A 23,760-nucleotide genomic window follows, 5' to 3' on the forward strand; every position below is an offset into this window, starting at 1 on the left:
CGAACAGCAACCAACCACCCACTCATACAAGGGAGTTGCCCGCCATGAGCAACATCGACCGGATCAAGCGGTTCCTCATCGAGGAGTTCCTGCCCGACATCACCCCCGACCAGCTCGCCGACGACCACGACCTGCTCTCCGACGGCGTCATCGACAGCCTCGGCGTCCTCAAGCTCATCGCCTGGGTCGAGGACCACTTCACCCTGCCCGTCGACGACACCGACCTCGACCCCAACAACTTCCGCTCGGTCGCCGCCATCGACGCCTTCATCACCGAACGCCGCACCGCCGCCACCGCCGCCGCGGCCACGGCCACCGTGGGCGGCTGACACCCGTGCACCCGGCCCTCACCGCGCTCCTCGCCGCCCGCCCCGTCGACGCCGAGGCCTGGCACTCGTGGTGGGACCAGCTCGAACACCGCACCCTGGGCCCGGCCGACACCGACCGGGCCCAGGCGGCGGCCCTGCTGGCCGGCCTCACCACCCGCCTGCCCGACCCGGACACCCTCGCCGCCCTGGTCACCTCGCTCACCGAACGCACCCCCCACCCCGGCCCCGCCCACCCCCACAGCGTCAACATCGTCGGCACCGGCGGCGGACCGGCCACCTTCAACCTCTCCACCGCCGCCGCCCTCACCGCCGCCGCCATCGGCATCCCCGTCGTCAAGACCGGCTCCCGCGCCTACACCAGCGCCGCCGGCTCCGTCGACCTCCTGGAGCGCCTGGGCATCACCCTCACCTCCGGCCACGCCGCCACCGCCGACCACCTCGCCCGCCACAACATCGCCTTCGCCGGCCCCCACGTCTACCCGCCGCCCCTGACCCGCCTGGCCCGCACCCTCTACCCCCTCACCCTCAAACCCTTCGGCGCCTTCCTCAACACCCTCGGCCCCCTGCTCGCCACCGTCCCCGTCACCGCCCAGCTCACCGGCGTCTCCACCCCCGCCGCCCTCGACGCCCTGCGCCCCCTGGCCGCCCGCCTGCCCGCCCGCACCGTCTGGCTGGCCCACAACCGCACCGGCGCCGACGAACTCCTGCCCTTCGCCGACAACACCCTGCACACCCCCACCGGCACCGTCCACCTGCCCGCCGGCTGCGTCGCCCCCGACAGCGGCACCCTCGCCGACCTCGCCCCCCACCCCGGCGACCTCACCGGCCACTTCCTGCGCGCCCTCGCCGGACAGGCCGGCACCACCGCCACCCGCACCATCGCCCTCAACGCCGCCGCCCTCGCCCTGGCCTCCGGCCGCCACACCCACTGGAACACCGCCTACGACGCCGCCCTGGACGCCCTCGCCGACGGCACCCCCCGCGCCCTGGCCGAACGCCTCGCCACCGCCCGCCCCGCCCGCCCCGCGGCCCCGGAGACACCCGCGGCACCCGCGGCACCCGCGCCACCCGCGGCACCGGCCGCCAGGACCGCCGCCCCGGACCCCGCGGCCCGCCGACCGGAGGCCACCCGTGCCTGAACCCCTCTTCCCCCAGGACCGCCCCGGCCTCGCCCTGTTCCTCAACGCCGGCGACCCCGCCGACCGCCTCACCGACCTCGCCCTCATGCTCGACGAGCAGCGCGTCGACGTCCTCGAACTCGCCGTCCCCTTCCCCGACTCACCCACCGACGGCCCCGTCATCCGCCGCTCCGCCACCCGCGCCCTGCACACCGGCACCACCTGGGACACCGTCCTCGCCGACCTCACCGACCTCACCCCCCGGCTGCGCCACCTCAAGGTCGTCCTGCTCGCCGACTGGAGCCACAGCCTGCGCCACCGCGACCCCGCCGCCACCGCGCGCGCCGCCACCGCCGCCGGAGCCCGCGCCCTGCTCGTCCACGCCCTGCCCCCACGCCTGCGCCCCGCCTGGCAGCAGGCCCTGCGCGACGAAGGCCTCCCGCAGGTCACCACCTGCTACCCCGCCTCCGCCCCCGACGTCCTCGCCGCCGCCGCCCGCGACGCCACCGGCGCCTACGTCTACCTCGTCGCCCACTACGGCCGCTCCGGCACCACCCCCACCACCGGCCACCGCGCCCTGGCCACCACCGTCGCCACCCTGCGCACCGCCGCCCCCGCGACCCCCGTCGCCATCGGCTTCGGCGTCAGGACCGCCGCCGACCTGGACGCCGTCACCGCCGCCGGCGCCGACGCCGCCATCGTCGGCTCCGCCGCCGTCGCCCGCCTGGAACACGCAGCCGCCCACGGCCTGGACGCCGTCACCGAACTGCGCGCCTTCCTCACCGACCTCCGCCCCGCCCGCCCCCCTCACCCGGACGCAAGAGGCGGACCCCGCTCCACCCCGCACACCCCCACCACCCCCGGCACCACCACCCGAGAGGAACAACCCGCATGCTGATCCGCGACCTGGCCGACGTGAAGACCGTCGAGTGGGGCAACGGCCTGTCCCGCCGCTTCCTCGTCGAGAGCGACAACCTCGGCTACAGCCTCACCGACACCATCGTCAACGCCGGCACCAAGTCCCGCCTGGAGTACCGCAACCACCTGGAGGCCTGCTACTGCATCGCCGGCTCCGGCGAGGTCATCGACATGGACGGCAACTCCCACCCCATCACCCCCGGACGCCTCTACGCCCTCGACGAGCACGACGCCCACTACCTGGTCGCCGGCCCCCACGAGGACCTGCGCCTGGTCTGCGTCTTCTCCCCGGCCCTGCGCGGCGACGAGGTCCACCAGCTCGACGCCCACTCCTCCTCCGCCTACTAGCCACCCCGCCAGGCACCCGCGGCCAGGCACCCCCGCCAGGCACCCCGCGCCCCACCCGGGGCCCGCCGCCCCCACCCACCGCCCGGGGGCCCGGGCCCCCGCACGGGCCCTGGAACCGACGTCAGCCGGCGCCACCGGGCGCCGGCCTGCCACCCCGGGCCCCGACGGCCCGGGAGGAAGGCGGCACCCCCGATGATCCGCTGGAACGCCGACCAGACGGCCCTGCGCGAGGGCCTGGCCCGCTTCGGCGACGACCTCAGCGCCGGCCACATCGAAGGCGACGAACAGGCCGCCTTCTCCCACGACAAGTGGCGCCTGATCCAGAAGACCGGCATCCTCTCCCTGCCCTTCGACGAACGCCACGGCGGCCTGGGCCAGTCCCTGCTCACCACCATGTACGTCCTCGAAGGCCTCGGCCAGACCTGCCGCGACGGCGGCCTCAACTTCTCCGTCACCACCTCCATGGCCTCCACCGGCGTCCCCCTCCAGGCCTTCGGCTCACCCGCCCTCAAGGACGCCTACCTGCCCCGCATCGCCTCCGGCGACGCCATCGGCGCCCACGCCATCACCGAGTCCGAATCCGGCTCCGACGCCATGCAGATGCGCACCCGCGCCGTACGCGACGGCGACCACTTCGTCCTCAACGGCTCCAAGACCTTCGTCTCCAACGGCCCCGTCGCCGACGTCGTCGTCGTCTACGCCCGCACCCACCCCCAGGGCGGAGCCCTCGGCGTCACCGCCTTCCTCATCGACGCCGACACCCCCGGCCTCACCACCGGAAACCCCGTCAAGAAGATGGGCCTGCGCACCTCCCCCCTCTCCGAGCTCTACCTCGACGACGTCCGCGTCGGCGCCGACCGCGTCCTGGGCCGCGTCGGCGGCGGCTTCCTCGTCCTCGACCACGTCATGAAACGCGAGATCCTCTACACCTTCATCGTCAACACCGGCGAGATGCAGCACCGCCTCGCCCGCTGCCTCGACTACGCCAAGACCCGCATGTCCTTCGGCAAACCCATCGGCTCCTACCAGTCCGTCGCCAACAAGATCGTCGACACCAAGATCCGCCTGGAAACCGCCCGCAAGTGGCTGTACGACACCGCCCAGCGACTGGAAGCCGGCGACAACGTCACCGTCGACATGGCCATCGCCAAACTCCTCACCAGCGAATCCAACCTCGCCACCTCCCTGGCCGCCGTCCAGGTCTTCGGCGGCAACGGCTACATGTCCGAATACGGACTGGAGAAGGACGTGCGCAACGCCGTCGCCGGCACCATCTACTCCGGCAGCAACGAGATCCAGTACAACCGCATCGCCGCCATGCTCGGACTCGGCAAATGACCGCCCCCGCCGCCCCCCACGCCCCCACCCGCAGCGGCCACCTCAAAGTCTGCGGCGCCCGCACCCGCGCCGACCTCACCCTCCTCGCCGACACCGGCCCCACCCTGGTCGGCCTGTGGCACGGCATCCCGGGCGGCCCCGCCGAACTCGAGGCCGACCGCCTCGCCGACCTCGCCGCCACCGCCATCCGCCTGGGCCTGGAACCCGTCCTCGTCACCTTCCTCGACCACGCCCCCACCCTCGCCGCCCTCGCCCGCGCCACCGGCATCCGCTGGATCCAGCTCCACGCCTACCAGAGCCCCGCCCTCGTCGCCGAACTGCGCGAACACCTGCCCTACGCCGTCCTCGTCAAAGTCCTCCACCTCTCCCGAGGACGCTGCCTCGAACGCGCCTTCACCGGCGCCTTCGCCCGCGCCGGCTGCGACCTGTTCCTCCTCGACACCGTCACCGACGACGGCCGCGTCGGCTCCACCGGCCAACCCCTGGACCCCGCCCACGTCCACGCCCTGCTGCCCCGCCTCACCATCCCCTTCCTCCTCGCCGGCGGCCTCAGCACCACCAACCGCGACACCTACCGCACCATCACCGACCACCCCCTCTACGCCGGCGCCGACATCGACTCCGCCGCCCGCGACCGCACCGGCCGCTTCACCCACGAGAACGTCACCGCCCTCACCCGCGCCTGGCACCCGCGCCTCCAGGAGACGACCGCATGAGCCCGAGCTTCATCGACGCGCTGCTCACCGCCGCCCGCCCCCTGGTCATGGAAGTCAAACTCCGCGACCCCCACGGCACCGACCTCCTGGGCCCGCGCACCGTCACCGACCTCGTCACCCGCTACGAACAGGCCGGCGCCCCCTGCCTGTCCGTCGTCACCGGCCGCTGGTTCGGCGGCACCCCCCGCCTGCTGCGCGAGGTCACCGCCGCCACCGAACTGCCCGTCCTGCAGAAGGACTTCCTCACCCGACCCGCCCAACTCGAAGCCGCCCGCGCACTCGGCGCCTCCGCCGTCCTGCTCACCGCCGCCCTGCTGCCCGCCACCTCCCTCGCCCGCCTGGTCACCAGCGCCCTCGACCTCGGCCTGACCCCCTTCGTCGAGATCACCGACGAACGCGAACTCGACACCCTGCCCCGCATCGCCGACTGCGTCGTCGCCGTCAACAACAAGGACATCCGCACCCGCGAACGCGACCGCGGCGACCTCGGCCGCAGCCTGCGCCTGCTGCCCGCCCTGCGCGCGGCCGGCTGCCGCGCCCCCGTCTCCGCCTCCGCCATCACCGACCCCGCCGACGCCGCCCGCCTCCTGGACGCCGGCTACGCCGCACTGCTCATCGGCACCTCCCTCATGCGCAACCCCGACCTCACCGGCTGGCTCGCCGACCTCGACAACGCCCGCACCGGAGTCGCCGCATGAGGAACGACCTGCGCACCCGCTCCCTGGTCCTGGACGCCGCCGGCATCCCGCTGTCCGCCCTGGTCGCCGAACCCGAGGACCGCGCCCCCAAAGCCGTCCTCCTCGCCGTCCACGGCCGCGGCATGCGCGCCGCCTACTTCGCCGGCCCCGCCCACCCCGACACCAGCCTGCTCACCCTCGCCGCCGACCTCGGCTACACCGTCCTCGCCGTCGACCGCCCCGGCCACGGCGCCTCCGCCCACCGCCTGCCGGCCGGCCAGCTCATCGCCGACCAGGCCGCCACCCTCCACGCCGCCCTCACCGACTACGCCCGCGCCCACGACACCGGCGCCGGCGTCCAACTCCTCGCCCACTCCTTCGGCGGCAAGATCGCCCTCCAACTCGCCGCCCACTGGCCCGACAACCCCCGCCTGCCCCTGCTCGGCTGCGACATCTCCGGCCTCGCCCAGCACTACGCCCCCGGCGCCTGGGACCGCCCCGACGACCTCGCCGGCGGCGGCCGCCTCAACTGGGGCCCCCTCAACCTCTACCCGCCCGGCACCTTCCACGCCGCCCGCACCCTGCTCACCCCCGTCCCCGCCCTCGAATCCCGCGAACTGGCCACCTGGCCCGCCCGCTACAGCGCCCTCGCCGCCCGCGTACGCGTCCCCGTGCGCCTGACCCTCGCCGAACACGAACACTGGTGGCGCCTGGACGAGGCCTCCCGCACCGCCCTGACCACCGCCTTCCCCACCGGCCTGGCCCACCTGGTCACCGCCCACGGCGCCGGCCACAACCTCTCCCTGGGCCACGCCGCCCGCCCCTACCACCTGCGCGCCCTCGCCTTCACCGACGACTGCCTCACCCGGCCCGCCACCGCCGCCGCACCCGCCGCCGGTGCGGCCGCCGTGCCGGCCCCCGCCCTCGCCACCGTCTGACGAGGGCCCACCGACCACCTGGCGCAGGGTGACAGGAAGGCCCCGCCGTCCCCCCGGGCAAGGGGACGGCGGGGCCCGCCCCCCGCGCGCCGAGCGCGGGAATCCCGTACCGCCCGGGGAAGTTGCGGCCGACAGCCCACGAACGGACCCCCGGTCCGCCGCGGGCACACCGACGGCCACCGCCGCTTCGTCGCCGCCCGAACCCCGCCCACGCCCCCCCGCGGCCCCGCCACCGCCCGGACGGTGCCCGCATGCCGGTAGTCATCGCAGGCGGCCACGGCAGGGTCGCACTCCTGACCACCCGTCTGCTCACAGGCCGGGGCCTGCGGGTGTCCGGGATCATCCGGCGCCCCGAACAGGGCGCCGACGTCCGCGCCGCCGGCGCCCGACCACTCGTCGCCGACCCCACCCCCGTCCACGAAGCCGTCACCCACGTCGCCGCACGCTCCCTCACCGACCACTGACCCCGCTCGCCGGGCCCGGCCCGTACCCGGCGAGCCGAACGCGGCCCCGCCCGCCGCCCGCGCCCGCCCCCACCGGCCCGTACCGGCGCGGCCTCGGGCAAGTCCGCCGCGCCCACTGCCTGTTCGCCCCGCCGACCCATGACATCACCCACCGGCGCCTTCCGGGGCCGCCCCCGCCGGGAACCCGCCCGCTCGGCCGCGACGCCCCCGCCCCGACCGTCGCCGCAGACCCGCATACCGGTGACGGCGTCCACGGCGCCGTCAGCGCCCCCGTCACCCGGCGGCCTGTCCGCCCGTGACGGCACCGGCTCCCGGGCAGCCCGCCGACCGGCCCCCGGCGGTGCAACGCCCGGCAAGTCCCACGGCCCGTGCCCGGCCCGGGACTTGCCGCCCGGCCCTGGCGCGCCCACACTGGGCCGACCTGTGGGGAGAGGGGGCGTCATGTGGGTGGTCCTGGTCCTTCTGGCGGGGGCGGGGGCGGCCCTGGCCGCGGCCGGGGCGCGCTGCCGCCGCGCGCTGCGCGAGCTGAACCGCGCCGAACGGCTCGCGGCGGGCCGGGACTTCGACCTCGACCGGGAGGAACTCGCCTGCCTGGCCGGGAACCTGGCGGAGCTGACACTCGCGGAGATGTACGACAGGGGCCGGATCGTCGCCTCCCGCTCGGGGGACGTCACGCTGACCACGGCGGCCACGACCGGGGACGGGGACGGGTTCGAGGCGGTGGCCGTGCGCGCGTTCGGCCCCACCCGCACCGGCGACGTCGGGAAGCTGATCCCGTCGGTGGACTGGTCGCCGGAGGCGAAGGCGCTGCGCAAGCGGCTGGCGGCCTCGGGGCTGATCGACGACGAGAAACTGGTCGAGCGGGTGCGCAAGGCCTACGGGTGGATGCCCGTGGTGCTCCTCGCGGTGGCCGCGGCGGGCGTGGCCGCCCTGGTGTGGACGCTCACGCGGGACGGGAACCGGCTCGTGCCGTCGGCGGGTTTCGTCGTTCTGTTCGCGGTCGCCCTGTGGGTCAACCGCCTGGTGCGGCCGCCCGTGCGCCCGCTGCGCCCGCTGACCGCGCTCGGCTCCCGCGTGCTCGCCGACGCCCGGACGGCCGAGCGCCGCGGGCAGGGGCCGGCGACGGTGGCCCTGGGCGGGCTGTCGGCCCTGCCCGTCGACCACGACCTGCGGATCTGCCGGGAGGCGGCCCGCGCCCGCTCGAACGCCCTCGCCCGGACCGCGGCCGCGAGGAGCACCACCACCTCCCACAGCGGCGGCAGCGGCGGCGTGGGCCTGGGCGGGGGCTGCGGCGGCGCGTCCTGCGGGGGCGGCTGCGGAGGGGGCTGCGGCGGCGGTCTCTAGCCCCGGCGCGGCCCGGTTCTGCGGCACGTCGCGGACCTCGGTCCGGCCGGCGGCGCATACGCCCCGCTCGCCGGGGAAGCCGAGTGGGCGGCCCGGACCGGCGCCGCTCCCGGCCGGGCCCCCGGGGAAGCTCGGAGGAGGCCCCGGGGCGCCGCCCGCACCCGCACCCGCACCCGCACCCGCGGGCGCGGGCGCGGGCGGCGCACGGCACACTGGGCGCAGCCGGACATCCGGTGCCGCATGAGGGAGTGGTGTGATGGTGCAGGTAGCCGTGGTCACCTTCGACGGGTTCAACGAGCTCGACAGTTTCATCGCCTCCGCGCTGATCAACCGCTGCCGCAAGGACGGCCTGGAGGCCTTCATCACGACGCCCACGCCGCGGGTGACCTCGATGAACGGTGTCGAGGTCGCCGGGCAGCGCCCGATCGGGTTCGTCACCGAGGCCGACGTCGTGCTGATCGGCAGCGGGGTGCGGACGCGCGACGTGGTCGCCGACGCGCCGCTGCTCGCCCGGCTGCCGCTCGACCCCGCGCGGCAGTTGATCGGCTCCCAGTGCTCCGGCGCGCTGGTGCTGGCCCACCTCGGCCTGCTGGGCGCGATGCCGGCCTGTACGGACCTGACGAGCCGCCCGTTCGTCGAGGCCCGCGGCGTCACCGTGCTGGACGCGCCCTTCCACGCGGAGGGCAACATCGCCACGGCGGGCGGCTGCCTGGCCTCCCAGTACCTCGCGACCTGGGTGGTGATCACCCGCACCCTCGGCGAGGACGCCGCGCGCGCCGTCCTCGACTACGTGGCCCCGGTGGGCGAGAACCGGGAGACCGCCGACCGCGCCCTGCGCGCCGTCAGTGCCATGGGTGCCGTGGGTGCGGTCCCCGCCGTGGGTGCGGTCCCCGCCGCCTCCGCGGCCCGGGCCTGAGCGGGCGAGGAGCGCGACGCAGGCGGCGATCGCCGGCGTCGGGGGACGGTCGGCGTCGGTGCCGTCAGGGAGCCGCCGCACCCGGGGGGTTGAGCGGGCCCGGCCGGCGGGCAGGTCCGGCCGCGTCGCACCGGAGCAGTCCTGGCATCCTGGCCGCATGGATGCCGACGCCCCGACCCCGGTCCGCCTCGACCACGTGCTGGACGGGCTGGCCGTGAACCCCGCCCTGCCCGCCGCGATGGTCCGGCGGCTGTTCGCCCGGCGGCACGGATTCGGGGAGGTGGCGGGTCGTGCGGACCTCACCGAGGACATGATCGACGAGATCGTCGCGACCGGCGACCACTGGCTCCTGCACAGTCCGGCCCTCAACGACCGGCTGCCGCACCGCTTCCGCCTGCGCCTGGCCGCCCATCCGGACGAGGGGGTGCGGGCCGCGCTCGCCGTCCGTGCCGCGACCGCGCCGCGGCGGATGCTGGAGCAGTTCGTCGACGATCCGGAGCCGAAGGTCCGCGAACACCTGGCCCAGGAGGACGGCACCCCGCCCGACCTGAGGGCCCGTCTCGCCGCCGACCCCGAGCCGGAGGTCCGCGCCGCCGCCTGCTCCACCTGCTCCGCGCACCTGCCGCATCCGGTACCGCCCGCGGACCTGCTGCCGGCGCTGCTGGCGGACCCGGTGACCCGGGCGGGCGCGGTGGTCCACGCCGTCCTCGACGCGGACACCGCCCGGCGGCTCGCCGAGGACCCGGACAGCGGCGTGCGCGCCGAACTCGCCCGGCATCCCGACCTGCCGCCGGCGCTGCGCGAGGCCCTGGCCGTCGATCCGGCCCTGAGCGTGCGGGTGAAGGTCTTCGCCCGGCCGGACACGCCGGAGCACGAGCGGGCACGGATCCACACCTCGGTCCACGAGGCGTCGCGCTCGACGGCCGAGCCGGGCCCCGACGCCGACGACGAGGCCTTCCTGCGGTGGTACGAGAACTCCTTCGCGCCCACGGAACTACGGATCCTGCGCCTGGACTGGGTGACGGCCGACCCGCTGCCGCACGTCGACTCGCCCTACGTCTGCTTCCGGGTCTCCGCTGCCGCCGCCAAGGCCCTGCCCGCCGAGGCGGTGGCCCGACTGCTCGCCGACGAGGAGGAGTTGGTCCGCCTCACCATGGCGCACACCGCCCCGCACCTGGTCGACCCGGCGACCGCCGAGGACATCGAGCGCCGCTACCGCCGACGCGACAAGTTCACGTTCTGGTGGGACAGGGCGCAGGTCCTGCCGTTGCCCCCGGAGACCCTGCGCCGCTTCGCCACCGACCCCCAGCCCCGGCTGCGCTCCCTGGCGCCCCGCGATCCGGACCTGCCCCCGGAACTCGCCGGGCAGCTGGCCGACGACCCCGAGGAGCGTGTGCGCCGGGCCGTCGCCGCCCACCGCAACCTTCCGCTCCCGTCCCTGCTGCGGCTGCTCGCCGACCCTTCCGAACACGTCGCGCGGGCCGCCGCCGCTTCGCCGTTCCTTCCCGTCGAGCACATGGAGCGGCTGCTGACCGGGGCGGGCCTGTAGCCGTCGCGGACCCGCCGTCAGGCCCTCGGGCCCCGAGTCCAGTCCCCTCAGGGCCTTCGGTTCGCCGGCCCGGCCTCGACCCGTCGCGGCACGCGTACCGGCGCGAGGAACTTCTCGTTGAGGACCAGCAGCCACGCCAGCGCGATGATGCCGACGATCGGGAGCCCGAGCAGCAGCAGGAGGAAGAGGATCGGGTGCTCGTGGCTGAACGCGTCGGCGTTGAGCCCGAAGAGCGTCACGGGACCGGCGACGACCAGTGGCACCATCAGCCAGCAGAACAGGTAGGTGCGGATCACCTCGCTCGCGCGCAGCTCGGCCTCGCCGAGGAACACGTACTCGGTGGTGGTCGTGGAGGCGCCGCCTCGTCCGGGGACGTCGACCGTCTCGCCCTCCTTGACGTAGTAGCGGCCCAGCGGCCGGATCGGCAGCATCAGCACGGTGAACCAGTGGGTGGCGAAGCAGGCGCCCTGGGCGTCCACGCGGGTCTTGCCCAGCATCGTGCGCCCGAATCCGTTGACCGTGCCCAGCCGTGGTGCCGCGCGCAGCGGCCTGACCTTGTCCGGCATCCGCCCCCCTCGTCCCCTCCCGGTGACAACTCTTGACCCCAGCATGCCAGTCGCCGGCGACAGCGTGCCGGGCCGGGGCGCAACACCCCGGCCCGGGCAGGTCACTGAAGGAGCCTCAAATGCCGTCGGCCGGGCCGACTTCCCACGGGAGGCGTCCACGCGCGGCGGTGCGGGAGACGGGGGTTCGTCCGCGCGTCGCCGCCCGGAGGCGGGCGGCGACGCGCAAGTGCCCTCGGCCGGCGTCGATTTCGCCCGCGCGGGCGGCGGGGGAGAGGAAGGGGAGGGTGGGGCCGTCGGGGTCCTTGGAGTTGCGGACGGGTGTGAGGCCGGGGATGCCGTCGGCGACCTCGATGCACTGGCCGCCCTGTCCGTTGCGGGTGCTCCTGCGCCAGGTGACGGGGTGCTGCTCTTCCCTCCCGGTCGGGCGGTGGAGCAGGAAGTCGGCGGGGCCGACTTCTCATGCGAGGCGTTCGGAGGCGGTGAGGTGCCGGCCGTCATGGGAGCGGATGCGCGTGAGGCCGGGGCGCAGGGCATCGAGGACGCGGACGGCATAGACCTCGGCCATGCGGTCGGTGACCTCGTCGGGGGTCAGCCAGGCGATGGCGGTGGATTCGGAGGAGAGTTGTTCGGCGCCGTCCTCGGGGTGGCACCGGAAGACCAGGGCGACGATGCCGCGGGTCATGTTCTTGTAGACGCCGGTGAGCCGGTCGACGCCGACCTTGAGCCCCGTCTCCTCGTGGATTTCGCGGCGCAGGCCGTCCTCGACGGTCTCGGTGAGTTCGAGGACGCCGCCCGGAGGCTCCCAGGTGCCGTTGTCGGCCCGCCGGATGGCCAGCACGCGCCCGTCCTCGCGAACGACCACGCCCGCGACGGACACGGAGTGGAGCGGCATCGGGGCGGGCCGGCAGGCGTCGTGGCTCATGGACACGAGGATAGAAGCCTCGCCCGCCACCCTCGTCGCATGCGCCCGCCGCCCTCGTCGGGGCGGCGGGCGAACCGGGAGACGCGGATTCAGGCGCTGGTGCGGGCCGGGATGGTGGGAATGTCGCTGCCCCGGGACCAGAGTTCCTCGATGTGCTCGGCGAAGCGGTCGAACATTCCGTTCTCCTCGCTGCGCCGCAGGTGCATCAGCGGGGAGTCGTGGCCGACGGTTCGGGCCAAGTGCGGGGTTACCAGGGCGTGTTCGTCGAATCGGAAGACGGACAGGCCGATGTGGTTCGGGCCGTCCTCCGGGGAGCTGAAGTGGGCCTCGACGCCCTGGGTGCCGGAGAGAGCTTGGACAGGTGCTCCAGCGTGACCCGGATCCGGGTGGACACGGTGAGGGCCACGTCCTCGATCTGCTCACGCCGACGCGTCGTCTCGGACCCGGGATCGCCGAGGAGGAAACGGATGCGGCAACCGCTCTCGGCCTTGCGCCGCAAGGTCTGGAGGAGGGCGGGCTGCTCCAGCCGGACGAAGTAGTTGGTGTACCCGGCGAGGAAGACCTCGGACCGCGCCTCGGCGATCAGCTGCGCCAGACCGACTGAGGGCAGGCCGACCGGTGCGGATAGACGGCGAACACCTCCCGGTCGTGCCCGGTCTTGACGTTCGCCCGGACGCTGTTGGGCCAGACCACTCGTTCATCAACCCCTGAAGCCGCGCAGACATCGATACGGTTCCGCTGATGCGGCACCAGTGCCGCATCGGAGAGCTGGCGTTCCACTGTCTTACTGGTCGTTTCAAAGTGAGGCTTGCCCTGCCTCGATGCCAGGTGGGGCACCTGTCCACCCGGAGCGGGAGTCCTATGCTCGCGGAGGCGGCAGAACCGGGTGAGAGGTGGGGCGCGATGGATCGAGTGTCTGAGAGTCGTCCGAGAAGCGTGCTCTCGGAGGCGGAGGTTCTGTCCTTCGAGCGTCAGTACGGGGTGACCCTCCCTGAGGACTACCGAACCTTCTTGACGACCATCGGCAACGGTGGCCCGGGGCCTTACCACGGTATTTGGCCGCTGAGCAGGTCGTACGGTCCCAGGGACGAGGCCTGGTGGCCCGGGTACCTTGCGACGCCGTTCCCATTCACGCGTGCGGTGGGCCCGGACGACCTCGAAGACGACTACGACGAGGACGGGATCATTCCGGGGTCAATGATCATCTCGGACATGGGGTGCGGCGCGTTCGTTCGGCTGGTGGTCACTGGAGCCGCCAGCGGGCAGGTCTGGTTCGACACCCTTGGGATAGAGGACAGGCTGGCCCCTGGCCCGGTCTTCGGGGACTGGTATCGAGCGTGGACGACCAGTGGGAACCACGATGCGATGTGAACGTATCGCAGTTCAAGCCCCATGGAGTCGCCGGAGACAGATGAGGCTGGAGGCCAGTTCGAGCAGGCCCTGGTGGAGGTCGGCGCGGCGTTCATAGCGGATGCGCAGGCGCTTGAACTGGTGCAGCCAGGCGAACGTCCGTTCCACTACCCAGCGAACCTTGCCGAGGCCGGAGCCGTGGGCGATACCGCGGCGCGCGATCATGGGCTTGATACCGCGCTTCCACAGCAGGCGGCGGTACTTGTCGAAGTCGTAGCCCCGGTCCGCGTACAAGCGGCGTGGTCTGTGCCGAGGGCGTCCCCGCAGGCCACGGATCGACGGGATCGCATCCAGGAGTGGTATGAGCTGGGTGACATCGTGTCGGTTCCCACCAGTGAGGGTGACAGCGAGCGGGATGCCATGTCGGTCGACGATCAGGTGGTGCTTGGAGCCGGGACGGCCACGGTCGACCGGCGACGGCCCAACGTGATCCCCCCTTTCAGCGCCCGCACATGCGACCCGTCCACGGCACAGTCGTCCAGGTCCAGCAGGTCGGCACGGCGCAACTCGTCGAGTAGCGTGGCGTGCAGACGCGGCCAGACACCAGCCTCCGTCCAGTCCCGCAGCCGGCGCCAAGCCGTCACCCCTGAGCAGCCCACGACCTGCGCGGGGACATCGCGCCAGGCGACACCGGTCCGCAGCACGTACAAGACACCGGCGAGCGCGGCCCGGTCAGGAACGCGTAGCCGCCCCGGGTGACGGTAGCGCCGCTCAGGCGCAGGCGGCAGCAACGGGGCTACTCGCTCCCAAAGATCGTTCAGCACAAGATCAGCACGCACGCGGACACCCTGCCGACCAAGATCACTGAGCGCAAGACCTGGGGCTCAAGCCATTGTGAAATGATCAGTTAGGTGTAACACCGACCCGGGCGGCGAAGCGCAAGTGCCCTCAGGGGGCGTCGAATTCGCCGGTGCGGACGGCGGTGACGAAGGCCTGCCAGGCGGGAGCGGGGAAGAGGAGGGCCGGGCCGCCGGGGTCCTTGGAGTCGCGCACGGGCATGACACCGCTGAAGCCGTCGGCGACCTCCACGCAGCCGTTCTGGGCCCCGCTGTAGGTGCTCTTCCGCCAGCCAGCGTGGGTCAGGTCAACATCCATCCTCATAGCCCTTCCGTACCGCACGGATCATCTCCATGGATGCGGCCTGATTCAGTGCCTCGATCTGAAGCCGATCGTAGCCCCTGAACAGTGGAAGGACAGTGTCGATATCGCGATCAAGGTAACCGCGGACTTCGGTCTCGCCGTACCCGAGCAACTTGCGGTCGGGCATGGTCAGCAGGGTCACATGGGAGCTGAAAGGCCGTTCCTCGCCCAGGGAGTACGGGGCGACCTGAATGATCACGCTCGGGGAGGCGGCAAGCTGCTCAAGGTGCTGTAGCTGCTCGATCATCACCTTCGCTCCGCCGACAGGTCGGCGCAGGCAGCTTTCATCGAGAACTGCATGAAGGAGAGGGGTCGGAGTGCGGGCCAGGAGTTGTTGGCGCGTCATGAGGAAGGCGACCCGTTCCTCGGCCTGTTCGGGAGTCGCGGTGCCGCGCCTGATGTTGGCCGCTTCCCAGGCGCCGGCGTAAGCATGGGTCTGCAGCAGCCCGGACACGATGTCGATCGAGAACAGCCGCACCTCTGCGGCGCGGTTCTCGTGGTTGGCGTACTCCGGGAAGCCCGGCACGAGCGCGGTGTGCTTGTGCTGCCACCACATCAGCATCAACGTCCCGCCCGTTTCCAGGACTTCGTCGGCCTTGGTGGCAAACTTTTCACTCGGCGGTCGGTGCGCAAGTTCAACGAACGAGACATACGAGGCACTGACTCCGCACTTGCGCGCGAGCTGGTGCTGCAGGAGGCCCTTCGCCTTGCGTGAGTTGCGGAGTTGGATGCCGAAGGGGGCCCTTGGGCTGGACGACGGGTCGATTTCCTTGATGTTCACCATGGGGGCTCCGACTCGACGCGGCCTCGAAGTCAAGTTGTTTGCGCTTCCGATGCTGGGCGAATCCAGGCCACCATATGCACAGAACGTGAAACTCCGATCGCAGAGGGTTCACCATGCCCCACGGCCAAGCCACCCGCCTCCCCGGCTACGGCGCCCGCTTCGTCCCCGCCCGCGACCTGCCCGACGTCATGGCCCCCTCCCAGACCGCCCGCGTCGACGAGGCCCTCGCCAACCGCACCCTGCCCGCCCTCGTCCACGGCCAGCGCGCCGCCTGAACCCCGCCCGAACCCACCGATTAACCGGTGGCTCTCCCGGCCCCCGTCCGTGGAAGCTGAGCGCATGAGCGTCGACCCGTCCTCCGACACCGCACACAACCGGGACCAGGATCAGGACCGGGACCGGGCGGCCGTCGAACGGATCCTGGACCGCCCCCTGAACCGCGACCGGCCCGCCGGTGCACTGCCCCCGGGCACCCGGGTCACCGTGGTCCGCGACCCGCAGTGGGACGGCCCGTGGCAGGTGGAGTTCACGGGCACCATCGACCCGATGGGGGCGCCGGAGCCCGCCGGCAACCCGCGGGCCGAGGACGGCGAACTGGCCTACTGGGTCGCCTTCGACGCACCGCAGTACGACGGCGCCGGCGACGGCCCCTACCGCAAGGCCCAGATCTGGGCCCGCCACCTGCGCAGCGCACCGGAAACGGACGCGTGACCCCCGCCGGATAGCTCTCACTGAGAGCTAAAATGAGGGTATGACCGCGACAGAGCCGCAGACGCTCGACGTCGCGCCGGCGGACGAGTTCTCCACCCTCCTCGTCGGCATCCAGCGACTGGTCCGCCGCCGCCTGCGGCAGACGATGGACGAACCCCGCCTGCGCGGCGCCCAGGTCGAACTGCTGCGCCTGGTGACGGAAACCCCCGGACTGCGCGTCTCCGAGGCCGCCGAGGAGCTGTGCCTGGCCGGCAACTCGGTGTCCACCCTCGTCAACCAGCTCGTCGCCCTCGGCCTGCTGCGCCGCGAGACCGACCCCGCCGACCGCCGGGCCGCCCTCCTGCACGCCACCCCCGAGGCCGTCGAGCGGATCGAGGCCTGGCGCCGGCGCCGCCGCGCGCTGATGGAGGACGTCGTCGCCGGCCTGCCCGCCGACCGGCGCGAGGCCCTGGCCGCCGCCCTGCCCGCCCTGCGGCAGGTCGCCGAAGGCCTGCGCACCCTGCCCGCAGCACCCGCAGCACCCGGAGGACCTGCGGCACCTGCTGCGCCCGCAGCGCCCGCAGCACCCGCAGGAGCCTGCGGGGAGGAGGAGCCATGAGCACCGAGGACGCGGTGGTGTGCCAGGGCCTGGAGTACGTCTTCCGCCACGGCCGCGGCAGGACCACCCGGGCCGTCGACCGGATCGACCTGACCGTGCGCACCGGCGAGGTGTTCGGCCTGCTCGGCCCCAACGGCGCCGGCAAGACCACCACCATCCGCGCGATCACCACCCTGCTGCCCGTCGGCGCCGGAATGGTCCGCGTCTTCGGCCACGACGCCACCCGCCACCCCATGCAGGTGCGCCGCCTGCTCGGCTACGTCCCCCAGCAGCTGTCCGCCGACGCCGGGCTGACCGGACGCGAGAACGTCGCCCTGTTCGCCCGCGTCTTCGACGTCCCGCGCGCCGAACGCGCCCGCCGCGTCGCCCAGGCGCTGGCCGCCGTCGACCTCACCGAGGCCGCCGAGCGGATGGCCGCCACCTACTCCGGCGGCATGGTGCGCCGCCTCGAACTCGCCCAGGCCCTGGTCAGCGCCCCGCGCCTGCTCGTCCTGGACGAACCCACCATCGGCCTGGACCCGATCGCCCGCACCGGCGTCTGGGAACGCGTGGACGCCGTACGCGCCGCCACCGGCATGACCGTCCTGGTCACCACCCACTACATGGACGAGGCCGACCGCCACTGCGACCGCATCGCCCTCATGGACCGCGGCCGCATCCGCGCGCTCGGCACCCCCGCCGAGCTCAAGGAGCAGGTCCACCGGGCCGACCCGGCCCGGCCGGACCCCAGCCTCGACGACGTCTTCCGCCACTTCGCCGGCCGGCAACTGGCCGACGCGACCGAAGGAGACTTCAGCGATGTCCGCCGAACCCGCCGCACCGCGGGCCGCGTCGGCTGAATCCGCCGGCGCCGCCGGCCCCGACCTGTCCCTGCTGCTGGTGCCCCCGCGCGCCCGCACCGGCTGGCGCCTGGTGCCCGCCCGCATCGGCGCGATGTGCGCCGTCGAACTGCAGAAGCTGCGCCACGACCGCACCGAGCTGTACACCCGGGCGGTCCAGCCGGCGCTGTGGCTGCTGATCTTCGGCCAGACCTTCACCCGCCTCAAGGCGATCCCCACCGGCGGCATCCCGTACCTGGACTTCCTCGCGCCCGGCATCATCGCCCAGTCCGCGATGTTCATCGCGATCTTCTACGGCATCATGATCATCTGGGAGCGGGACTCCGGAGTCCTCACCAAACTGCTGGTCACCCCGACCCCGCGCGCCGCCCTGGTCACCGGCAAGGCCTTCGCCGCCGGGGTGAAGGCCGTCCTGCAGGCCGCGGTGGTGGTGCTGATCGCCGCCGCCCTCGGCGTCGCCATGACCTGGAACCCGCTGCGGCTGCTCGGCGTCGTCGCCGCCGTCCTGCTCGGCTCGGCGTTCTTCTCCTGCCTGTCGATGGCCATCGCCGGGATCGTGCTCACCCGCGACCGCCTGATGGGCATCGGCCAGGCCATCACCATGCCGCTGTTCTTCGCCTCCAACGCCCTCTACCCGATCGCCCTGATGCCCGGCTGGCTCCAGGCCGTCAGCAAGGCCAACCCGCTCAGCTACCAGGTCGACGCGCTGCGCGGCCTGCTCATCGGCACCCCCTCCCACCTGCCCCTGGACTTCGCCGTCCTCGCCTTCGCCACCCTCCTCGGCATCGCCGCCTCCTCCGCCCTCCTCGGGCGCCTCGCGCGCTAGGAGGGCAGGAGGGAACGGACCCCGGACCTGACGGCGTCCCGGGCCACGGCGCCGGGAAACCCGGTGACAAGCGCGCGCCGCACCAGGAGACTTCCTCCCGACAGGCCGACAGGCCGACAGGCCGGCAGAGCGGCAGACGGACGGGCCGCCGGGCCGCCGGGCCGAACACCGGGAGGCAGCACCGTGGCACTGGCCAAGAAGGGCGCGCGCCGCATCGTCGTCGACGGCGTGGCGTACCGCTGGCGCGTCACCAAGCAGCACTGGTGCTGCGACTTCGAGGGCAGCACCCTCGGCTACGCGGTGGAGGACGCCGCCCACCCCGCGACGACGCTCGTCGTGGACACCGGCCGACCCACCCGGCACACCCCGGACGCGGTGCCGGCCCACGTGGTCATGCCGGGGGAGGTCGCCGCGGGCATCCGCTCCGCGCGCACCGAGGGCTGGACGCCCACCGCCAACGGGTCGCCCTTCAGGCTGCGCCTGTCCGCCGCCGGACCACCGGCCGCCTGACGGGGGCCGGTGGTCCGGCCTGCCGCGCACGCCGCGTCGCCGGGACCGTCGCCACGTCCGCGCCCGTGTCCGTGTCCGTGCGGCATCCAGGTGTGCGGGGCCCGGGCGCGCGGGTCAGGAGAGCCAGTCGGCGTAGCGGGTGGGGGCGAGGCGGGCGCGGGGGTCGGTCAGGACGTCCCCCTTGACGACGGCGAACATCCCGGCGGTGGGGTCGGTGACGACGGTACGGCTGTCGCCCTTGCGGGACAGGGTGATGCGCCCCAGCTCGTCCAGGGGGAAGATCTCGGGGCCCGCGATGTTGCGGATGCCGCCCAGCGGGGCGCCCGCCGCGACCTCCGCCACCGCACGGGCCACGTCCGCGGAGGCGATCGGCTGGACCGGCGTGGCGGGCAACCGGACGGTGTCGCCGTCGGCGGTCCAGGACAGGACGGCGTCCACGAAGTCCATGAACTGCGTCGCCCGGACGATCGAGTAGGGGATCGGCCCGGCCGTGAGGATGTCCTCCTGGAGCACCTTGGCACGGTAGTAGGCCAGCTCCGGCACCTGGTCCACGCCGACGATCGAGAGGATGACGAAGTGGCCGACGCCACCGTCGCGGGCCGCGGCCAGAAGGTTCTCCATCGAGGTCCGGAAGAAGTCGAGGGAGGCCTCGTCGAAGGTCGGGGAGTTCGTCAGGTTGACGACGACGTCGGCCCCCGCCACCGCCTCGGTCAGGCCCCGGCCGCTGATGACGTCGGCTCCGGTGGACTTGGAGTGCGGTACCGCCTCGTGCCCGGCGGCGTTCAGATCTTCGACGACCTGCGAGCCGATCAGCCCGGTACCGCCGATGACCGCGAACCTCATGACATGCCTTTCGTCGGGACCATGTCCGCAATATGGCATATGAACTCCGTGCGGGCCTGGCGTGCGCCCACCCGGGCGGGCCGTTCGCCGCGGTCGCGGGAACCGGGCGGGGAACGGCGGCGGCGCCGGCCTGTGGTGGCGGCGGGCGGTGGCGGCGGGCGGTAAATCCCTTTGCCCGGCGCCGTTTTGCGGCCCGACACTGGGCGCATGCTCGGATTCGTCAGCACCGACAACGAAGCCCTCGTCTCCTGCCTGGGCGATCCCCGGCGCACGGTGGCCGCCCACCGGGAACTGCTGCGGCGCGGGCAGGACGTGCTCGGGGCCGTGCGGGCGGGCCTGTCCCACGAGAACGCGGCCGTGCGGGAGGGCTGCTGCCGGCTGCTGGACCACCTGGTCGACACCGAGTCCATGGACCAGCTCGTCGCCATGGCCGACGACCCGGACGCCCGGGTGAGGACCGCCGCCTTCCACGCCCTGGCCTGCGACCGGTGCAAGGGCGACACGTGCGCACCGGGCGCGGACCGGGTCCTCGAACCCGCGCTGCGCCACCTGGCCCACGATCCCGACCCGGGCGTGCGGGCCAGGGCCGCCGAGCTCGTCGGCCGCTTCGCCCGCACCGAGGCCCGGGCCGTGGCCGCCCTGCGGGCCTCCCACGACCGGGACCCGAGCCCGGCGGTCCGCAAGAAGGCGGGCTGGTACATCCCCGGCGGCGCGATCTACGAACGCGCCGCCGCCCGTACGGCCCGGTGAACGGGCCCGGCAGCGGGCCGGGCCAGGACGCCGGTCAGGCGCAGGTGTGGCGCACGGGGTGGCCGTCGGGGCCGGTGGTGAGCCAGGAGCCGTCGCCGAGCGGGCGGATGTCGTACGGGTCCGTGGTGCGGGCGTCGAACTCGCCGTGGACGCGGCCGGTGCGGGCGTCGAGGCGGTAGTGGCGGAACCAGTCCTCCTCGTCCTCGTCCTGGCCGACGAGGGTGGCGACGACGGTGTCGGCGCTCAGGTGGCCGCCGCTCCATTCCAGGAAGACGGTGTCCGGGTCGTGCCCGAAGTCGGCGGCGGTGCGGGTGAACAGCACGTCGCCGCCGGGGAAGGCGTGGACGGCGAGGTCGTTCTGGGCGTGGTCGACGGTCAGGAACCGGTGGCCGTCGGGTGACAGGTCGATGAGGCACCGGTCGTCCCAGGGGTAGCGGGCGAGTTCGATCCGGCCGCCGGTCAGCGACGCGCGGTGGATCACGCTGCCGTCCTGCCCCTCGCCGACGTTGAGGAGGATCTGGCCGCTCGCCGGGTGCGCCAGCTGCACGGCGCCGTGCCCGACCGTCTCCAGGTCGGCCCGGGCGAGGACGGTCCCGGTCGCGGCGTCCATGGCGACCCACTGGTCCGGGCGGCCGCGCCCGGCCATGGCGTCGGGCCGGTAGACCCACAGCACCCGCCCGTCCGGGGACAGTTCGCAGCCGGGCCGGTGACCGAAGACCTCGCTCGCCTCCGGCTCGAACCGCGAGCGCCACAGCTGCGTGCCGTCCGCCCCCACGCAGACGGCCGCGTCGAGCGTGGTGTAGTGGGCGCGGCCCAGGTCGGCGGCGACGGCGTGGCCGACGACCTCGTCCCCCGGCAGGGGCCGGAAGGCCGCCACGGGGGACAGCGCGCCCACGGCGCCGGCGTGCGGGGCGTAGGCGTGGACGAGCCCGTCGACGAGCCGCGTGGCGGGCCGGACGGCACGGGGGGAGGAGACCATCCCCGGAGGCTACCCAACCCCCTGCCGCCGCCCCGCGCGGGGCGGCAAGGAAATCGCCGGGCATCGCCCCGACCCGCACCCCTGACCTGCATGGCAGGCGCTCGACGTCCCTACGACACGCCTGTTCGCGCGGCGAGCGCCCGCACGCCGGCCACCGTCACCGGCGCATACAGCAGGTCCGCCGTCAGCGCTCGCACGGCAGGACGGCGGACCTCCTCCGGTGCGACCTGCTCCGTGAACCGGAGCGCGACGACCGTGCGGCGGTGGTCGCCGAGGTGATGCCACATGCGTGCGCAGTCCGTGCCGTACCGGGCCTGGCGCTCCGCTGTCGGCAGCCGGCCCGGGACGATCCGTGCCGCGTACGGTACGGCCTCGTCGGGAGTGCCCAGCGCGGTGTGCACGCCGATCCGGTACAGGTCGGCCTGGGCTCTGGTGGCGTCGACCGTGAACAGCGGACTCGGAGGCCTGGTATCGGCAGAGGCCAGACGGTCGACCGCGTCCTCGGCGCCCGCCATCAGGTCAAGAGCATCGGCGCGGCGCCGGCCGCATGCGGCCGTGTAGGCGCCCGTCAACAGCAGCGTTGCCGCCACCGCCTGGGCCACGTCGCTCCGGTCCTGTTCGAGCGAGCCCGCGGTGCGGCGCAGGAAGTCGACCGCCGCGCCAGGGCGCCCGGCACGCCGCATCGTGATCGCGAGGACCCGGGCCGCCTCCCCCCGGACCACCGGGTCGCCACTGGCCTGTGCCGCAGCCAGAGCCCGATCCGCAGCTGGCCAGGCCACCTCGGAATGTCCTTTCAAGGCGAGCTCCGTTGCCAGTACCCAGGCGCGGGCAACGGCGGCGTGCGCCTCCTCCCGGGCCCGGCCGGACAAGGTGTTCCGCGTCGCCTCGCCAGTACCCAACAGGCCGGGGAGAGCGGCACCGAGATCCTCGTACCGGGCCGCCGTGAACTGCGTGCGCGCCGAGGCCAGTGCCCGGCCGAGTTGCTGCAGTGACACAGGTGCCGACTCCGTCGGGTCGTACAGTGCTCCGACGATCCGGGCCGACGCATCCGGGCGTGCTGCGGCGGTTGCCGTCGACGGGAGCATCGATGTCCCGGCCGCCGCCATGCCCGCCACGAGCAGTTGCCTGCGGAGCATGGCGTCCTCCTGATCCGGGGTCACATCTCGCGCCAGAGTAGCCGGTCGGTCGAGGTCGAGGGCGTCAAGCGAGATCCCCAGCACCTGGGCAATCCGAGGGAGTGACTCCTCGGCCGGCCGCAGCAGTCCCGCCTCCACCCGACTGATCGCGGACGCCGAGTAGCCGCATGCCCGACCCAGTTGGGCCTGCGTCATCCGCTGTGCACACCGGGCGGCCCTGATGACCGTCCCGAGTCGACGATGACGTGACACGGCGCCCCTTCCGACCGTACGGGGCCGCCACCGTACCGACAGGACCGCACCCATGGGCAGGGCACGCACAGGGTGTGCGAGGCACGCACACGGCGTGCGGGAGCGCCCCTGGGCCTCCCCGTGAGGCCGCCGACCGGGAAGCCTGGTGAGTGCCCCGGCCGGGCGCACCCCCAATCCGATCCTCGTCCGGAGGAGAGTGCGTCATGAGTGCAGCCCTGCTGCTCGACCGCCCCGAGACCCCGAACCTGACGTACGGCGTCCCGCAGCCCGGTAACGTGCCGAACAGCGACCGGACCACGTCCGCCATGGCGTGCCCGATCTGCGGGTCGGGAGCCACCTACCAGACGATGGACGGCCGCTGGGGCTGCACCATGTGCGGCTCCACCTGGGCCTGAGCGAGTGAGGAGGGCGGCAGCATGCCGATCTGCGCCGAGTGCCGCACAGTGGACGCGGCCATCGAGGACCTGGACGTGGATCCCCCGCGACCATGGTGCCTGGGGTGCGCCACCGTCCTGGTCGCCGCAGGTGACCCGGTGCTCAACTACCGGAACGTGGGTGACGGGGCGGCCGAATACTCGCGTGTCCTGTGCGGGCGCAGTACCGCGGTGCTGCCGTTCGGGTAGCCGCCGGCCGGACACGCGACGACACGCCCCCGCCCCTCCCGAAGGGGCACTGTCGGTGAACTCCGCCTCGCCGTTGATGCGGCGAGGCGGAGCCGTCCGAGGGGCGTCACCCGTCCGAGGGCACGCGGTGAGCCGGTGGGCCAGGCGTCCGGCGGACGTTCAGGGGCCGGCCCCGCACCACCGGGCCGGGGCGAAGGGGCGCGCGCGGAGCCGGGC

33 protein-coding genes are annotated in these 23,760 nt (G+C 73.7%); 23 read left to right on the forward strand and 10 right to left on the reverse strand.

Translation table 11 applies throughout. The features are described from left to right. Positions 1–44 precede the first annotated feature (44 nt). From ACFWJ4_RS22470 to ACFWJ4_RS22525, 12 genes are all read left to right on the forward strand, one after another. The gene (locus ACFWJ4_RS22470) at positions 45–329 is read left to right on the forward strand and encodes an acyl carrier protein (protein WP_380546397.1); all 285 of its coding nucleotides are present in this window, start codon (positions 45–47) and stop codon (positions 327–329) included. A 5-nt stretch (positions 330–334) separates the two neighbouring features. After that, positions 335–1,468: a hypothetical protein gene (locus tag ACFWJ4_RS22475; protein WP_380546399.1), complete on the forward strand. Its 1,134-nt coding sequence runs from the start codon at positions 335–337 to the stop codon at positions 1,466–1,468. After that, on the forward strand, positions 1,461–2,345 hold the full coding sequence (gene trpA, locus ACFWJ4_RS22480; protein ID WP_380546401.1) for a tryptophan synthase subunit alpha: 885 nt from the start codon (positions 1,461–1,463) through the stop codon (positions 2,343–2,345). The genes ACFWJ4_RS22475 and trpA overlap by 8 nt, the downstream gene beginning before the upstream one ends. Next, the gene (locus ACFWJ4_RS22485; RefSeq protein WP_359911895.1) at positions 2,339–2,713 is read left to right on the forward strand and encodes an ectoine synthase; all 375 of its coding nucleotides are present in this window, start codon (positions 2,339–2,341) and stop codon (positions 2,711–2,713) included. Before trpA ends, ACFWJ4_RS22485 begins: the two co-directional genes overlap by 7 nt. Before the next feature lie 192 nt (positions 2,714–2,905). Next, positions 2,906–4,051 carry an acyl-CoA dehydrogenase family protein gene (locus ACFWJ4_RS22490; RefSeq protein ID WP_380546403.1) on the forward strand — a complete coding sequence of 382 codons (1,146 nt, stop codon included), beginning with the start codon at positions 2,906–2,908 and terminating at the stop codon, positions 4,049–4,051. Beyond that, a complete protein-coding gene (locus ACFWJ4_RS22495; protein WP_380546405.1) occupies positions 4,048–4,767 on the forward strand; it encodes an N-(5'-phosphoribosyl)anthranilate isomerase in 720 nt (239 codons plus the stop codon). The genes ACFWJ4_RS22490 and ACFWJ4_RS22495 overlap by 4 nt, the downstream gene beginning before the upstream one ends. Beyond that, positions 4,764–5,465 (forward strand): indole-3-glycerol-phosphate synthase, encoded by a 702-nt coding sequence (locus ACFWJ4_RS22500; protein ID WP_380546407.1) that lies wholly within the window; start codon positions 4,764–4,766, stop codon positions 5,463–5,465. The genes ACFWJ4_RS22495 and ACFWJ4_RS22500 overlap by 4 nt, the downstream gene beginning before the upstream one ends. Beyond that, the gene (locus tag ACFWJ4_RS22505; protein ID WP_380546409.1) at positions 5,462–6,382 is read left to right on the forward strand and encodes an alpha/beta hydrolase; all 921 of its coding nucleotides are present in this window, start codon (positions 5,462–5,464) and stop codon (positions 6,380–6,382) included. Before ACFWJ4_RS22500 ends, ACFWJ4_RS22505 begins: the two co-directional genes overlap by 4 nt. A gap of 251 nt (positions 6,383–6,633) precedes the next feature. Beyond that, positions 6,634–6,846: a hypothetical protein gene (locus tag ACFWJ4_RS22510; protein WP_380546411.1), complete on the forward strand. Its 213-nt coding sequence runs from the start codon at positions 6,634–6,636 to the stop codon at positions 6,844–6,846. Between the two features lie 441 nt (positions 6,847–7,287). Continuing rightward, entirely contained in the window at positions 7,288–8,190 is a 903-nt protein-coding gene (locus tag ACFWJ4_RS22515) for a TIGR04222 domain-containing membrane protein (protein ID WP_380546412.1), read from the forward strand. A gap of 256 nt (positions 8,191–8,446) precedes the next feature. Then, complete coding sequence (locus ACFWJ4_RS22520) at positions 8,447–9,106, forward strand: AraC family transcriptional regulator (RefSeq protein ID WP_380546414.1); 660 nt, start codon at positions 8,447–8,449, stop codon at positions 9,104–9,106. Between the two features lie 157 nt (positions 9,107–9,263). Then, a complete protein-coding gene (locus ACFWJ4_RS22525; RefSeq protein ID WP_380546416.1) occupies positions 9,264–10,655 on the forward strand; it encodes a hypothetical protein in 1,392 nt (463 codons plus the stop codon). Positions 10,656–10,702: 47 nt separating this feature from the next. Here the strand turns inward: ACFWJ4_RS22525 and ACFWJ4_RS22530 are convergent, their stop codons facing one another. The 4 genes from ACFWJ4_RS22530 to ACFWJ4_RS22545 all read right to left on the reverse strand — a co-directional run bounded on the left by ACFWJ4_RS22530 (position 10,703) and on the right by ACFWJ4_RS22545 (position 12,382). After that, entirely contained in the window at positions 10,703–11,221 is a 519-nt protein-coding gene (locus ACFWJ4_RS22530) for a hypothetical protein (RefSeq protein ID WP_380546418.1), read from the reverse strand. A gap of 115 nt (positions 11,222–11,336) precedes the next feature. Beyond that, positions 11,337–11,657: a DUF397 domain-containing protein gene (locus tag ACFWJ4_RS22535; protein ID WP_380546453.1), complete on the reverse strand. Its 321-nt coding sequence runs from the start codon at positions 11,655–11,657 to the stop codon at positions 11,337–11,339. Positions 11,658–11,678: 21 nt separating this feature from the next. Further along, entirely contained in the window at positions 11,679–12,143 is a 465-nt protein-coding gene (locus tag ACFWJ4_RS22540; RefSeq protein WP_380546420.1) for an NUDIX hydrolase, read from the reverse strand. Positions 12,144–12,232: 89 nt separating this feature from the next. After that, positions 12,233–12,382, reverse strand: coding sequence for a hypothetical protein (locus ACFWJ4_RS22545; RefSeq protein WP_380546422.1), 150 nt, complete (start codon positions 12,380–12,382; stop codon positions 12,233–12,235). A gap of 122 nt (positions 12,383–12,504) precedes the next feature. On the opposite strand from ACFWJ4_RS22545, the gene ACFWJ4_RS22550 reads away from it, so the two are divergent. Both ACFWJ4_RS22550 and ACFWJ4_RS22555 read left to right on the forward strand, forming a co-directional pair. Next, the gene (locus tag ACFWJ4_RS22550) at positions 12,505–12,747 is read left to right on the forward strand and encodes a hypothetical protein (RefSeq protein ID WP_380546423.1); all 243 of its coding nucleotides are present in this window, start codon (positions 12,505–12,507) and stop codon (positions 12,745–12,747) included. Positions 12,748–13,004: 257 nt separating this feature from the next. Then, the gene (locus tag ACFWJ4_RS22555; RefSeq protein ID WP_380546425.1) at positions 13,005–13,514 is read left to right on the forward strand and encodes an SMI1/KNR4 family protein; all 510 of its coding nucleotides are present in this window, start codon (positions 13,005–13,007) and stop codon (positions 13,512–13,514) included. Between the two features lie 12 nt (positions 13,515–13,526). Here the strand turns inward: ACFWJ4_RS22555 and ACFWJ4_RS22560 are convergent. The 3 genes from ACFWJ4_RS22560 to ACFWJ4_RS22570 form a co-directional block, all read right to left on the reverse strand. Then, positions 13,527–14,332 (reverse strand): IS5 family transposase gene (locus ACFWJ4_RS22560; RefSeq protein ID WP_380546427.1). Its coding sequence is split into 2 segments (ribosomal slippage): positions 13,527–13,993 and positions 13,993–14,332, totalling 807 coding nucleotides; the frame shifts between segments, so codons are not numbered across the junction. Positions 14,333–14,441: 109 nt separating this feature from the next. Next, a complete protein-coding gene (locus ACFWJ4_RS22565; RefSeq protein WP_380546429.1) occupies positions 14,442–14,648 on the reverse strand; it encodes a DUF397 domain-containing protein in 207 nt (68 codons plus the stop codon). Beyond that, a complete protein-coding gene (locus tag ACFWJ4_RS22570; protein ID WP_380546431.1) occupies positions 14,638–15,477 on the reverse strand; it encodes a Scr1 family TA system antitoxin-like transcriptional regulator in 840 nt (279 codons plus the stop codon). Before ACFWJ4_RS22570 ends, ACFWJ4_RS22565 begins: the two co-directional genes overlap by 11 nt. A gap of 113 nt (positions 15,478–15,590) precedes the next feature. Between ACFWJ4_RS22570 and ACFWJ4_RS22575 the strand changes: the two genes are divergently transcribed. From ACFWJ4_RS22575 to ACFWJ4_RS22600, 6 genes are all read left to right on the forward strand, one after another. Beyond that, complete coding sequence (locus tag ACFWJ4_RS22575) at positions 15,591–15,752, forward strand: hypothetical protein (protein WP_380546433.1); 162 nt, start codon at positions 15,591–15,593, stop codon at positions 15,750–15,752. Positions 15,753–15,816: 64 nt separating this feature from the next. Then, positions 15,817–16,188 carry a ferrous iron transport protein A gene (locus ACFWJ4_RS22580; RefSeq protein WP_380546435.1) on the forward strand — a complete coding sequence of 124 codons (372 nt, stop codon included), beginning with the start codon at positions 15,817–15,819 and terminating at the stop codon, positions 16,186–16,188. A gap of 40 nt (positions 16,189–16,228) precedes the next feature. After that, positions 16,229–16,786 (forward strand): MarR family winged helix-turn-helix transcriptional regulator, encoded by a 558-nt coding sequence (locus ACFWJ4_RS22585; protein ID WP_380546437.1) that lies wholly within the window; start codon positions 16,229–16,231, stop codon positions 16,784–16,786. Next, the gene (locus ACFWJ4_RS22590) at positions 16,783–17,625 is read left to right on the forward strand and encodes an ATP-binding cassette domain-containing protein (RefSeq protein ID WP_380546439.1); all 843 of its coding nucleotides are present in this window, start codon (positions 16,783–16,785) and stop codon (positions 17,623–17,625) included. The genes ACFWJ4_RS22585 and ACFWJ4_RS22590 overlap by 4 nt, the downstream gene beginning before the upstream one ends. Continuing rightward, a complete protein-coding gene (locus tag ACFWJ4_RS22595) occupies positions 17,585–18,451 on the forward strand; it encodes an ABC transporter permease (protein WP_380546441.1) in 867 nt (288 codons plus the stop codon). Before ACFWJ4_RS22590 ends, ACFWJ4_RS22595 begins: the two co-directional genes overlap by 41 nt. Before the next feature lie 183 nt (positions 18,452–18,634). Next, on the forward strand, positions 18,635–18,961 hold the full coding sequence (locus tag ACFWJ4_RS22600) for a hypothetical protein (protein ID WP_380546442.1): 327 nt from the start codon (positions 18,635–18,637) through the stop codon (positions 18,959–18,961). A 114-nt stretch (positions 18,962–19,075) separates the two neighbouring features. Here the strand turns inward: ACFWJ4_RS22600 and ACFWJ4_RS22605 are convergent, their stop codons facing one another. After that, a complete protein-coding gene (locus ACFWJ4_RS22605; RefSeq protein ID WP_359914913.1) occupies positions 19,076–19,804 on the reverse strand; it encodes an NAD(P)H-binding protein in 729 nt (242 codons plus the stop codon). A gap of 207 nt (positions 19,805–20,011) precedes the next feature. On the opposite strand from ACFWJ4_RS22605, the gene ACFWJ4_RS22610 reads away from it, so the two are divergent. Then, entirely contained in the window at positions 20,012–20,554 is a 543-nt protein-coding gene (locus tag ACFWJ4_RS22610) for a HEAT repeat domain-containing protein (protein WP_380546444.1), read from the forward strand. Between the two features lie 34 nt (positions 20,555–20,588). Here the strand turns inward: ACFWJ4_RS22610 and ACFWJ4_RS22615 are convergent, their stop codons facing one another. Next, positions 20,589–21,533: a hypothetical protein gene (locus ACFWJ4_RS22615; protein WP_380546446.1), complete on the reverse strand. Its 945-nt coding sequence runs from the start codon at positions 21,531–21,533 to the stop codon at positions 20,589–20,591. Positions 21,534–21,643: 110 nt separating this feature from the next. Next, positions 21,644–22,864 (reverse strand): helix-turn-helix domain-containing protein, encoded by a 1,221-nt coding sequence (locus tag ACFWJ4_RS22620; protein WP_380546448.1) that lies wholly within the window; start codon positions 22,862–22,864, stop codon positions 21,644–21,646. A gap of 260 nt (positions 22,865–23,124) precedes the next feature. On the opposite strand from ACFWJ4_RS22620, the gene ACFWJ4_RS22625 reads away from it, so the two are divergent. Next, positions 23,125–23,316, forward strand: a complete 192-nt coding sequence (locus ACFWJ4_RS22625) for a hypothetical protein (RefSeq protein ID WP_380546450.1) — start codon at positions 23,125–23,127, stop codon at positions 23,314–23,316. A gap of 21 nt (positions 23,317–23,337) precedes the next feature. After that, complete coding sequence (locus ACFWJ4_RS22630; RefSeq protein WP_380546451.1) at positions 23,338–23,544, forward strand: hypothetical protein; 207 nt, start codon at positions 23,338–23,340, stop codon at positions 23,542–23,544. Positions 23,545–23,760 lie beyond the last annotated feature (216 nt).

Source organism: Kitasatospora sp. NPDC127067, assembly GCF_042724755.1.
In the GTDB taxonomy this organism is placed as follows: domain Bacteria; phylum Actinomycetota; class Actinomycetes; order Streptomycetales; family Streptomycetaceae; genus Kitasatospora; species Kitasatospora lactacystinica.